Source organism: Streptomyces sp. MBT65 (genome assembly GCF_016612545.1).
Lineage (GTDB): Bacteria > Actinomycetota > Actinomycetes > Streptomycetales > Streptomycetaceae > Streptomyces.
Map to the genome: position 1 here is coordinate 1 of NZ_JAENRY010000264.1, position 10,691 is coordinate 10,691.

The following is a 10,691-nucleotide window of genomic DNA, read 5'->3' on the forward strand; positions in this document are numbered from 1 at the left end:
GACACCCCGGGGTGTCTCATTACGAGACAGCGTCAGCCCCTCGGCGGCCGTGGCCAGGGGCCCGATACGGTGAGAGGCGTCATGACCACCGTGGAGCACTCCCCCGCCCTCGCCCCGCTGCGCCAGGCGCGCGAGCGGTTCCTGAGCGGCCGCCCGCTGCCCGACGACGTCCCGGACGAGGTCCTCGCGGCCTGGCGCCGCGCCCGCTTCTTCGGCGTACGCCCCGACCTCGACGGACCCGTCCCGGAGCCCGAACTCCCGCCGGACTCGCCCCTGTTGGAGGCGGCACTGCCCGTGCTGGAGCGCATCGCGCCCGTGCTCGGCCACTCGGGACTGCTGCTGACCGACGAGCGGCTGCGGGTGCTGTGGACCATGGGCGAGGTCCCCGGCGACGACCGCTGCCGGGACCTGTCCGAGCGGGAGGTGGGCCACAACAGCGCGGCCCTCGCCCTGCGCACCCGGCGGCGGGCCGAGGTGCACGGACCCGAGCACTTCCTCGACGTGTGGCAGGACGTGTCCGCCGTCAGCGTGCCGCTGCTCGCCCCGGACTCCGGGCAGGTGCTCGGCACGGTGACCGTCACGTCCGGCCTGTGCGCCGGCTGCGGCCCGCATCCCGGGGCCGCCCTCGCCGAGGCGGCGGCCACGGCGGTGGAGGCCGAACTCCTCGCCCGCTCCCGCAGCGCCGAACGGGTGCTCCTCGACGCCTACGCCCGGGCCGCCCACGGCCCGGACCGCGCGGTCGTCGCCCTCGACGGCCGCAACCGCCTGATCAGCGAGGCCGCGGTCCGCCTCGCGACACCTCAGGTACTGGCCGCGCTGGAACGGTCCAGCACGAGCGAGCACGCCTCCGGCGCACGCCCGCCTCAGGACACCGGGTGCGGTCCGGTGGTGGAACGGTCCTACGACGCCGGATCCCAGCCGGTGCAGGAGCGGTCCTACGGCGTGAGGCTCCCCGACGGTGCCGGGTGCACCGCCACGATCACTCCCGTACGGCACGAGGGCCGCGTCCTCGGGATCGTCGCCGTGCTCGCGGCGCGCGCCGCCGAGGTGCCACGGCTCGATCCGCGGCCCGCGCTGGCGCTCGCGGGCCGTTCGGTGCCCTGGCGGCACGCGGTCGCCCGGGCGGTCGAGCTGGCCCGGGTCCATGAGCCGCTGCTGCTCACCGGCGAACGCGGGAGCGGCAAGACCGCGCTGGCCCGTGAACTGCTCGGCGGAACCGTGCCGTTGGTCGCCGATGCCGCCGAGTCGCCCGAACTCGGCGTGAAGTACAGCGAGTTGGCCGACGGCCGCCCGCTGCTCCTGCGGCACGCCGAACGGCTCGCCCAGCCGGACGTCGCCGCGCTCAACTCCCTGCTCGACGAACACCCCGACGTCCACCTGCTGGTGACCTACACGCCCGGCACACCTCCGGGCCCGTGCTTCCAGCGGCTGCTGGACACCCTGGGGGCGCGGTCGGTGACCCTGCCCGCGCTGCGTGAACGCCCCGAGGACGTACGGGAGTTGCTGCCGGTCCTGGCGCCCCGCCCGGTGCCCGGACAGCCTCCGCTGACCTGGACGCTGGACGCGTTGCGCGCCCTGGAGGAGCATCCCTGGCCGGGCAACGTCACCGAACTCGCCCATGTGGTGCGGGCGTTGGCGGAACACCGGCGGGTCACCGGCCCGGTGCGGCGGGCCGAGCTGCCCGATGCCGTCCGGGAGGGTCCTGCGGCCCGGCGGCTCAGCCCGATGGAGCACGCCGAACGCACCGCGATCCTGGCCGCGTTGCGCCGGCACGGCGGCAACAAGGCGCGGGCGGCCGCCGCGTTGGGGATCGGCCGGGCGACGCTGTACCGCAAGCTGCGCGGTTACCAGGGCGGACACGGCTGAGACCTGGGCGCCCGGGATACGCACGGCTGCGATGTGCACGGCTGACACCTACTTGATCAGGGCGTTCGCCACGACGACCACCACCCCGAGGAGCGCGTCCAGCGCCCCGATGACGACGGCCGCCGTCCAACTCCGCGCCGACCAGCGGGCCGTGACCAGGCCCAGGCAGAACAGCAGCGCGATGTTGAGGACGAAGGCCGCGTACTCGACGCCGTTCGCGGGCCACCAGCCCCAGCCGGCGCCGGCGAGCAGCAGCACGGTGGGCAGCGCGGCGGCGACCAGCGGCCACTCGTCGCGCAGGGTGCGCAGGGCGTCCCAGCGGCGGTGCGGGGCGCGCTCGGCGATGTAGTGGGCGTACCCGTGGGCCAGCGCCGAGGCGGCGGCGGTCACCAGCAGCCACAGGGCGTCGTAGCGGCGGCTGCCCTTGGATGTGTGGCCGTACTGGGTGAGCGCGGCGACCATCGAGCAGGCGAGGACGGCGCCGTAGACGCCCCCGAAGAGGATGTTCTCCCGGGTCTCGTGCGGGTGCGGGGGTGGGAGCGGTTCGGGGACGGCTGTCGTGGTCTGCGCCATGCCCTCCACGATCGCCCGGCGCCACCCGGGCCGCCACTCCGCGACGAAGTGTCCTCCCACCTGCGCCGATACCTCACACAGTGTCCACGTCCTGACCGCTCCCGGTCGGGCTAGGGTCGCCGTATGACGCACAGTTTCGTTGTCCGCATCCCCGATGCCGAGCTCGAACCCGAGCCGCTCGACCCGGCGCAGATCGTCTCCGGCACTCCCGAGGTCACCGGGAAGGTCGTGTGGGAGTCCGCGGACGGGCGGCAGATCCGCGGGATCTGGCAGATCACGCCGGGTGTGGTCACCGACACCGAGGCGGACGAGCTGTTCGTCGTGATCAGCGGTTCCGCGACCATCGAGGTCGAGGGCGGGGAGACCCTGACGGTCGGTCCCGGGGACCTGGCCGTGCTGCGCGCGGGCGACCGTACGACGTGGACGGTGCACGAGACGCTGCGCAAGGCGTACGCCATCAATCTGTGAACCGAGTCGACCACTCTGTGAACCGAGTCAACGCGTGGGCGCCGTAGGCAGGTTGTAGGGCGTGACCACCTGGATAGCGGACGGCAGGGTCGGGCCCGCGGGCGGCAGCGCGTCGTGGGCGCGCATCACGATGCGGCAGGCCTCGCGGACGTCCTGGCGCAGATCGTGGTGGAGGACGGCGGACAGCCGCTGCTCGTGCAGCAGCCGGGTGTTGTCGTGGTCGAGGTCGTGCGCGACGAACACGGCGCACTCGCGACCCAGGTCGGCGAAGGCGCGCAGGGTCGCGATGTTGCCGCCGCCGATCGAGTAGACCGCACGGATGTCCGGGTCGCGCTTGAGGGCGGCCCGGACCAGCTCGTACTGGGTGGCGTCCAGGCCGTGTCCCTCGGTGATCTCGACGAGGGACCGCTCCGGGTAGCGGGCGCGCATGGTGCTGCGGAAACCCATCTCGCGCTCTTCCTCGTTGCGGAAGAAACCGCTGCTCAGGCTGGTGAGGACATTGCCGGGACGGTCGCCGAGCCACTGGCCCATCAGATACGCGGCCGTCGCGCCCGCCGCCCGGTTGTCTATGCCGACGTAGGCCAGCCGGGCGCTCGCGGGCAGATCGGTCACCAGCGTGACGACCGGGATGCCGGCTGCGACGAGCCGGCCGACGGCCGCGGTGATCTCGGGGACGTCCGGCGCCTTGAGGATGACGCCCTGCGAGCCGCGCCGCACGATCCTGTCCAGGGTCCCGACCAGTTCCTTCACCGGCGCGGTCTCCCGGAAGTGGAAGCGGGAGCGCACGACGGCCGGGTGCAGATCGGGCAGCTCGGCCTCCAGCGCCACCCGTACGGCGGTGGAGAACCGCTCCGGCGTCTGCATCACGATGTCGATCATGAACGTCCGCCCGACGAGCCTGACCTGGGTGCGCTGCCGGTCGAGATCGGCGATGGCCTGGCGCACCTCACGCTCGGTGCTCTCCCGCACACCGCCCCTGCCGTTCAGCACCCGGTCCACGGTGGCCTCGCTGAGACCCGCCTGACGTGCGATTTCGCGGATCGGGAAGGGGTGGCCCACCGGTCGTCTCCTTGAGGGGTTTTTGATGGCTGGCTGCTGGTTGTTCGAAGGGTTTGTACTGACAAGAATGACAGGACCGCACCGCTCCGTGACCCGAGGGGACGACGATGTCCTTCACATCAGTAGAACGCCGCGCCTGGCTCACCGAGCAGGACTGCGACCTCGACGCCTTCCGCGCGCTGGTCGAGCAGCCGACCGACCTGGCCGACTTCCCCTACGCGTCCTCGGTCGACCGTAACGTCCTCGTCTACGACAGTGAGCGGCTGCGCAAGTCCCTGGCGGCCGGCGAGCGCCGCGAGGTGCAGGCCGAGCTGGTGCGGGCGTTCGCCGAGGGGCCGGGCATCGTGGTCCTTCAGGGCGCCTTCCCGGACGCGGCGGTGGTGGACCGGGCGACCGAGGTGTTCGAGGCGCTGATCGCCGAGCAGCGCGCGTCGGGCGCGGGTGCCGGTGACCACTTCGCGAAGCCGGGTGCCAACGACCGGGTGTGGAACGCGCTGGAGAAGGCCGCGCTCTACGACCCGGAGGCGTTCGCCGACTACTACGCGAACGACATGCTGGCGCTGGTGTCCGTAGCCTGGCTGGGCCCCGGTTACCAGGTCACCTCGCAGATCAACGTGGTCCACCCGGGCGGCGCCGCGCAGACCGCGCACCGCGACTACCACCTCGGGTTCCTCGGCAACGAGGTGGCCGCGGGCTACCCGGCGCACGTGCACCGGCTCTCCCCCGTGCTCACGCTCCAAGGGGCGGTCGCGCACTGCGACATGCCGGTCGAGTCCGGGCCGACGATGTACCTGCCGCACTCGCAGAAGTTCGAGCCCGGCTATCTGGCATGGCGACTCCCGGAATTCCAGGCCTACTTCGAGGCCCACCACATCCAACTCCCGCTCGCCAAGGGCGATGCCGCGTTCTTCAACCCCGCGCTGTTCCACGCGGCCGGCACCAACCGCACGGCGGACGTCCGGCGCATGGCCAATCTGCTCCAGGTGTCGTCCGCGTTCGGGCGGGCGATGGAGACGGTGGACCGCGAGGCCGTCACCAACGCGGTGTTCCCGGTCCTGCTCCGCCGCAAGGCCGAGGGCGTCGGCGAGGAGTGGCTCGACACGGTCGTGGCGGCCAGTGCCGAGGGCTACGCCTTCCCCACCAACCTCGACAACGACCCGCCGGTCGAGGGCCTGGCCCCGCCCTCGCAGGCCGATGTCGTACGGCGCGCGGTGCGTGAGGGCTGGGACCCGCAGGCGCTCCGCGGGGAACTGCGGGCCGGTGCCGAGCGGCGCGAGAGCTGAGGGACGGCATGGGACTTCGACTTCTCGACGACAAGGTCGTCCTCGTCAACGGCGGCAGCCAGGGCGTGGGCGCCGCGATCGTCCGGGCGGCGGTGCGCGAGGGCGCGACCGTCGTCTTCACCGGCCGCCGTACGGAGGTGGGCGAGAAGCTCGCCGCGGACACGGATGCGCGCTTCGTACGGGCGGACCTCGCCGATCCGGCGCAGGCGCGCGACAGCGTCGTACGGACCGTGGAGGCGCAGGGGCGTGTCGACTGCCTGGTCAACGCGGCGGGGCTGACCTCACGCGGCTCGCTGCTCGACACCACACCCGAACTGTTCGACCAGCACATGGCGATCAACCTCAAGGCGCCGTTCTTCGCGATGCAGGCCGCGGTAGCCGACATGACCGCCCGCAAGGCGCCGGGCACGATCGTCAACATCGGCTCCACCTGCGCCCACGGCGGCCCGCCTCACCTCGCCCCGTACTCCACCGCGAAAGCCGGCTTGGCGGGCCTGACCCGTAACGCGGCGCACGCGCACCGCTTCGACCGCATCCGGATCAACACCGTCAACATCGGCTGGACCGACACCGAGGGCGAGGACGCGACCCAGCGCGCCTTCCACGGCGCGGGCGACGACTGGCGGGAACAGGCCGCCGCCCGTCAGCCGATGGGCAAGCTCGGCCAGCCGGACGAGATCGCCGACTTCGTGGTGTTCCTGCTGTCCGAGCGGTCCGGCGTGGTCACCGGCTCGGTGATCGACTGGGACCAGAACGTCCTGGGCGCCCTCGACTGACCTTCACCACCCGCACCACACCCGCACCGACAAGAAAGCAAGTGCCCTCATGCGCATCGGAATCCTCGGCCTCGGCCGCATCGGCGCCTTCCACGCCGAGACCCTTTCCGGACTCGACGTCGTCGAGTCCCTCGTCGTGGCCGACCCGTTCGCGGAGGCCGCGAAGAAGGCCGCCGAGCGGTTCGGCGCCGAGGTCGCGGACTCCCCCGAGGCCGTGCTGGCCGCCGGGGTCGACGGTGTCGTGGTGGCCGCGGCGACCGATGCCCACCCGGGCCTGATCCTGGCCGCCGTCGAGGCGGGCATCCCGGTCTTCTGCGAGAAGCCGGTCGCCAAGACCATGGCCGAGGGCGTCCAGGTCCTCAAGGCCGTCGAGGGCAGCGACGTACCGATCCAGATCGGCTACAACCGCCGCTTCGACGCGGGCTTCGTCGCGGCGCGGGCCGCCGTGCACTCCGGTGAGCTGGGCAAGCTGCACACCGTGCGCTCGACGACGCTGGACCCGGCGCCGCCGCCGGCCGCGTACATCGCCGCGTCCGGGGGAATCTTCCGGGACTGTTCGGTCCACGACTTCGACATCATCCGCTGGGTCACCGGCCGCGAGGTCGTCGAGGTGTACGCGGTCGGCGGCAACCGGGGTGCCGAGTACATCAAGGAGGCGGGCGACGCCGACACCACCGGCGCGATCCTGACCCTGGACGACGGCACCATCGCGGTGGTCTCCAACTCCCGCCACAACGCCCGGGGTTACGACGTCCGCATGGAGATCCACGGCTTCACGGACTCCATCGCGGTGGGCCTGGAGGACAAGCTGCCGCTGCGCTCCGTGGAGCCGGGCGTGACCTTCCCTGCGGGTGTCCCGCACGACTTCTTCATGGACCGCTTCACGGCCGCCTACCGCGCCGAACTCACCGCGTTCACCGAGGTGGTGGCCGGCACCCGCACCTCGCCCTGCACGGTCGCGGACGCCCTGGAGGCAGGCTGGATCGCGGACGCCTGCACCCTGTCGCTGCACGAGCACCGCCCGGTCACCGTCCAGGAGGTACGACAGGCATGAGCGGTCCGGGCCGGGAACCACTGCGCATCGGAGTACTGGGAGCGGCTCGGATCACCGAGAACTCCCTGATCGGTCCCGCCCGGACGACCGGCCACCGCGTTGTCGCGGTGGCCGCGCGCGACCGGTCCCGGGCGGAGGCGTACGCCGCCGCGCACCGCGTCGAGCGGGTCGTCGACTCGTACGCCGACCTGATCGCCGACCCCGAGGTGGAGGTCGTCTACAACCCGCTCGCCAACGGTCTGCACGGGCCGTGGAACCTCGCCGCGCTCGCGGCGGGCAAGCACGTCCTGTCGGAGAAGCCCTCGGCGAGCAACGCCGAGGAGGCGGCCGAGGTCCGGGAGGCGGCGGCGAAGGCCGGCACGGTCTTCATGGAGGCCTTCCACTACCTCTTCCACCCGGTCACCCGGCGCCTGCACGAACTGCTGGCCTCCGGCGAACTCGGCGAGCTGCGGCACGTCGAGACGCTCGTCGCGATCCAGGCCCCGCCGGACACCGACCCGCGCTGGTCCCTGGACCTGGCCGGCGGCGCCGTGATGGACCTGGGCTGCTACAGCCTGCACGCCCAGCGCATGCTGGCCCCCTGGGCGGGCGGCGCACCCCGGCTCGTCTCGGCCCGCGCCGGCGACCGCGCGGGCGCCCCGGGCGTCGACGAGTGGCTGGACGCCGACCTCGCCTTCCCCAGCGGCGCCACCGGCTCCGCCCGCTGCCACATGGCGTACGACAAGCTGGAGATGAGCTGCCGGATCATCGGCAGCCGGGGCGAGGCGTTCGCACCGAACTTCGTGCTCCCCCAGCTGGACGACCGCATCGTGATCCGCACGACGGACGGCGAACGCACGGAGCGACTGGGCCGACGGTCGTCGTACACCTATCAACTGGAGGCGTTCGCCGCCCGGTTGAGGGAGGGCGCGCCCCTTCCGCTGGGTCCGGACGACGCGGTGGCGACGATGACGTTGATCGACGAGGCCTATCGGGGGGCGGGGTTCGCGCCGAGGCCGCGGGTGTCGGCGCTGCCGTAGACGCACGACGGTCGACGCAGCGACGCCCGGACGGTTTCGTCCGGGCGTTCCGCATGCTGTCGGGTGACGGGCTACTGGTAGAACGCCGGCCGCTCCACCAACTCCACCTCCACCCGCACCCCCTCCTCCAACGCCCGAACCCCCGCCTCGCACACAGCAGCAGCCGCGTACCCGTCCCACACGCTCGGGCCCGTGACCTCGCCGCGGCGGGTCGCGTCGACCCAGGTCTGGAGCTCGCGGTCGTAGGCGTCGGCGAAGCGTTCGGTGAAGTCCTGGGCGATGGTGCCGCCCCAGCGGCCGGCCATGTTGGTGACCATGGCGTGGCCGTCGCCGATGCGGGCGGTGCCGCGTTCGCAGACGATCTCGGCCTGGACCTGGTAGCCGAAGCCGCAGTTGACGAACATCTCGACGTCGACGATCGCGCCGCCGTCCGTCTCGAAGACGACGAACTGCGGGTCCTGGAGGTCGTCCGGGGCGCTCGCCGAAGGGCGCGGGCGCAGCACCTGGACGGCCGTGATCTCGTGGCCGAGGAGCCAACGGGTCGCGTCGGTCTCGTGGGCCACGGAGTCGCTGATCAGCATGGAGCTGGTGAAGAAGGGCGGGCTGGAGGCGTTGCGGTGCCGGTTGTGGAGCATCAGGGGTCGGCCCAACTGGCCTGTTTCCAGAAGGGATTTGAGCTTCATGTACTCGGCGTCGTAGCGCCGCATGAAGCCGACCTGCACCCGCCGGTGACCGAGGCGCAGCTCGGCCTCCAGGACGCGCAGCGCGGAGGCCGCGTCGGGGGTGAGCGGCTTCTCGCACAGGACCGGGAGGTCGTGCTCGAAGGCCGTCAGCAGGGCCGCCTCATGGGCGGGGCCCGGTGAGGCGATCAGCACCGCGTCGACGTCGGCCGCCGCCATCGCGGCGGCCGGGTCGGTGTACGCGGTGCAGCCGTCGACCCCGGACGCGATCCGTTTGGCGCGCTCGGCGTCGACGTCCACGACGGCGGTCACCCGGGCTCCGTTGACCACGCCCTCGATCCGGCGGACGTGGTCCGCCCCCATCTTTCCGGTTCCGACGACTGCCACTCCGAGCGGGTCGCGCGGGTTCATGGCCATCGGCCGTCCTTTCAGCTCGTCAGGGTCGTCACGGTCGTCACGTCCGTCAAGCACCGCAGGAGCGGAGGAACTTGCGGGTGCGTTCCGCGATGGGGAGGGGCTTGTCCGGCTCGCACGGGTACATGTCCTGCTCGACGATCGCGAACAGCTCCACGCCGAGGCGCTGCGCCGCGATCAGCACCGGCTCCAACTCCGGTACACCGGACGGTGGTTCGCACATCACCCCGCGCTGCACGGCCGGTCCGAACGGCACCTCGTTCTTGACGACGTCGGCGAGGATCTCCGGGTCGACCTGCTTGAGGTGCAGATAGCCGATGCGTTCGCCGTACGTCTCGATCAGCTTGACGCTGTCGCCGCCGCAGTAGGCGTAATGCCCGGTGTCCAGGCAGAGGTTGACGAGTTCGGAGTCGGTCGAGTCGAGGAAACGCTCGACGTGGTCCTCGGTGTCGAGGTGGGTGTCGGCGTGCGGGTGGACGACGATGTCGAGTCCGTACGCCTCCTTGACCTCGTACCCGAGACGTTCCATGCCCTTGGTGAGGTGCGCCCACTGCTCGCCGGTCAGCTCCGGCGGCTCCAGGATCTCGGCGGTCTTGTCGTCCCGCCAGAAGGAGGGGATGACGACCAGGTGCTTCGCGCCCATCGCCTGGGTGAGCGCGGCCACTTGGCTCACGTGCTCCCAGGTGGCGTCCCAGACGGAGGGCCCGCGGTGCAGGCCGGTGAAGACCGTACCCGCGGAGACCTTCAGGTCACGCCGGGCGATCTCCTCCGTGAGCCGGGCCGGGTCGGTCGGCAGATAGCCGTACGGACCCAGTTCGATCCAGGGGTAGCCGGCCTGCGCGACCTCGTCCAAGAACCGTTCCCACGGCACCTGTTGGGGGTCGTCGGGAAACCACACCCCCCAGGAGTCGGGGGCGGAGCCGACCCGGATGCGGTCCAGGAAGGGACGGTCCGACATGTCAGGCGGTCCCTTCGGGAGACGCGGGCACCGAGGCCTTGAGCGCCTTCTCGTCGGGGAGTTCCTCGACGTCGACACCGCGCACCTGGGACAACTCGTGTTTGAGGGCGGCGAGTTCGGTGCCGCCGGCCATGTGGTTGGTCAGTTCTTCGAGGGTGATGTCGCTGCGTTCGGCGGAGAGTTCCATGGTTCCGAGGCGCAGGACGCTGAAGTGGTCGCCGACCATGTAGGCGTGGTGGGGGTTGTGGGTGATGAAGATGACCCCGAGCCCGCGTTCCCGCGCGGCGGCCACGTACTTGAGGACCACGCCCGACTGCTTGACGCCGAGGGCGGCGGTCGGCTCGTCCAGGATCAGTACCCGGGCGCCGAAGTAGACGGCGCGGGCGATGGCGACGCACTGGCGCTGGCCGCCGGAGAGGGTGCCGATGGGCTGGTCGAGGTTGTCCAGGACGATGCCCATGTTGCGCAGTTCCTCGTCCGCGGTCTTCTTCATCTTCTCGATGTCGAGGCGGCGGAAGGGCCAGGGGCCGCTGGTCATCTC

The 10,691-nt window shown here is 71.8% G+C and carries 11 protein-coding genes; 6 read left to right on the top strand and 5 right to left on the bottom strand.

Features of this window, described 5'->3' with window-relative positions; translation table 11 throughout:
• Positions 1 to 81: 81 nt before the first annotated feature.
• Entirely contained in the window at positions 82 to 1,866 is a 1,785-nt protein-coding gene (locus JHN63_RS39425) for a sigma-54-dependent Fis family transcriptional regulator (RefSeq protein WP_200689918.1), read from the top strand.
• 48 nt (positions 1,867 to 1,914) lie between these two features.
• On the opposite strand, the gene JHN63_RS39430 is transcribed toward JHN63_RS39425, so the two are convergent.
• Complete coding sequence (locus JHN63_RS39430) at positions 1,915 to 2,439, bottom strand: hypothetical protein (protein WP_200689919.1); 525 nt, start codon at positions 2,437 to 2,439, stop codon at positions 1,915 to 1,917.
• A 123-nt stretch (positions 2,440 to 2,562) separates the two neighbouring features.
• On the opposite strand from JHN63_RS39430, the gene JHN63_RS39435 reads away from it, so the two are divergent.
• The gene (locus JHN63_RS39435; protein WP_200689920.1) at positions 2,563 to 2,907 is read left to right on the top strand and encodes a cupin domain-containing protein; all 345 of its coding nucleotides are present in this window, start codon (positions 2,563 to 2,565) and stop codon (positions 2,905 to 2,907) included.
• Positions 2,908 to 2,934: 27 nt separating this feature from the next.
• Here the strand turns inward: JHN63_RS39435 and JHN63_RS39440 are convergent, their stop codons facing one another.
• Positions 2,935 to 3,966: a LacI family DNA-binding transcriptional regulator gene (locus tag JHN63_RS39440; RefSeq protein WP_200689921.1), complete on the bottom strand. Its 1,032-nt coding sequence runs from the start codon at positions 3,964 to 3,966 to the stop codon at positions 2,935 to 2,937.
• A 107-nt stretch (positions 3,967 to 4,073) separates the two neighbouring features.
• On the opposite strand from JHN63_RS39440, the gene JHN63_RS39445 reads away from it, so the two are divergent.
• The 4 genes from JHN63_RS39445 to JHN63_RS39460 are packed head-to-tail and all read left to right on the top strand — an operon-like array spanning position 4,074 to position 8,098.
• Positions 4,074 to 5,249 (top strand): phytanoyl-CoA dioxygenase family protein, encoded by a 1,176-nt coding sequence (locus tag JHN63_RS39445; RefSeq protein WP_200689922.1) that lies wholly within the window; start codon positions 4,074 to 4,076, stop codon positions 5,247 to 5,249.
• An 8-nt stretch (positions 5,250 to 5,257) separates the two neighbouring features.
• A complete protein-coding gene (locus JHN63_RS39450) occupies positions 5,258 to 6,025 on the top strand; it encodes an SDR family oxidoreductase (protein ID WP_200689923.1) in 768 nt (255 codons plus the stop codon).
• A gap of 49 nt (positions 6,026 to 6,074) precedes the next feature.
• The gene (locus JHN63_RS39455; RefSeq protein WP_200689924.1) at positions 6,075 to 7,079 is read left to right on the top strand and encodes a Gfo/Idh/MocA family oxidoreductase; all 1,005 of its coding nucleotides are present in this window, start codon (positions 6,075 to 6,077) and stop codon (positions 7,077 to 7,079) included.
• Positions 7,076 to 8,098: a Gfo/Idh/MocA family protein gene (locus JHN63_RS39460; protein WP_200689925.1), complete on the top strand. Its 1,023-nt coding sequence runs from the start codon at positions 7,076 to 7,078 to the stop codon at positions 8,096 to 8,098. Before JHN63_RS39455 ends, JHN63_RS39460 begins: the two co-directional genes overlap by 4 nt.
• Positions 8,099 to 8,169: 71 nt before the next feature.
• Here the strand turns inward: JHN63_RS39460 and JHN63_RS39465 are convergent, their stop codons facing one another.
• The 3 genes from JHN63_RS39465 to JHN63_RS39475 form a co-directional block, all read right to left on the bottom strand.
• The gene (locus JHN63_RS39465) at positions 8,170 to 9,189 is read right to left on the bottom strand and encodes a Gfo/Idh/MocA family protein (RefSeq protein WP_200689928.1); all 1,020 of its coding nucleotides are present in this window, start codon (positions 9,187 to 9,189) and stop codon (positions 8,170 to 8,172) included.
• 52 nt (positions 9,190 to 9,241) lie between these two features.
• Positions 9,242 to 10,150: a sugar phosphate isomerase/epimerase gene (locus tag JHN63_RS39470; RefSeq protein WP_200689926.1), complete on the bottom strand. Its 909-nt coding sequence runs from the start codon at positions 10,148 to 10,150 to the stop codon at positions 9,242 to 9,244.
• A 1-nt stretch (position 10,151) separates the two neighbouring features.
• Positions 10,152 to 10,691, bottom strand: a 540-nt coding sequence (locus tag JHN63_RS39475) for an ATP-binding cassette domain-containing protein (RefSeq protein ID WP_200689927.1), incomplete at its 5' end; no start/stop codon positions are given.

What these genes read in the sequence shown, in the direction of transcription:
- JHN63_RS39460 (WP_200689925.1), top strand. Translation starts at nt 7,076, where the DNA reads ATGAGCGGTCCGGGCCGGGAACCACTGCGCATCGGAGTACTGGGAGCG.
- JHN63_RS39470 (WP_200689926.1), bottom strand. Translation starts at nt 10,150, where the DNA reads ATGTCGGACCGTCCCTTCCTGGACCGCATCCGGGTCGGCTCCGCCCCC.
- JHN63_RS39455 (WP_200689924.1), top strand. Translation starts at nt 6,075, where the DNA reads ATGCGCATCGGAATCCTCGGCCTCGGCCGCATCGGCGCCTTCCACGCC.
- JHN63_RS39435 (WP_200689920.1), top strand. Translation starts at nt 2,563, where the DNA reads ATGACGCACAGTTTCGTTGTCCGCATCCCCGATGCCGAGCTCGAACCC.
- JHN63_RS39430 (WP_200689919.1), bottom strand. Translation starts at nt 2,439, where the DNA reads ATGGCGCAGACCACGACAGCCGTCCCCGAACCGCTCCCACCCCCGCAC.
- JHN63_RS39465 (WP_200689928.1), bottom strand. Translation starts at nt 9,189, where the DNA reads ATGAACCCGCGCGACCCGCTCGGAGTGGCAGTCGTCGGAACCGGAAAG.
- JHN63_RS39445 (WP_200689922.1), top strand. Translation starts at nt 4,074, where the DNA reads ATGTCCTTCACATCAGTAGAACGCCGCGCCTGGCTCACCGAGCAGGAC.
- JHN63_RS39425 (WP_200689918.1), top strand. Translation starts at nt 82, where the DNA reads ATGACCACCGTGGAGCACTCCCCCGCCCTCGCCCCGCTGCGCCAGGCG.
- JHN63_RS39450 (WP_200689923.1), top strand. Translation starts at nt 5,258, where the DNA reads ATGGGACTTCGACTTCTCGACGACAAGGTCGTCCTCGTCAACGGCGGC.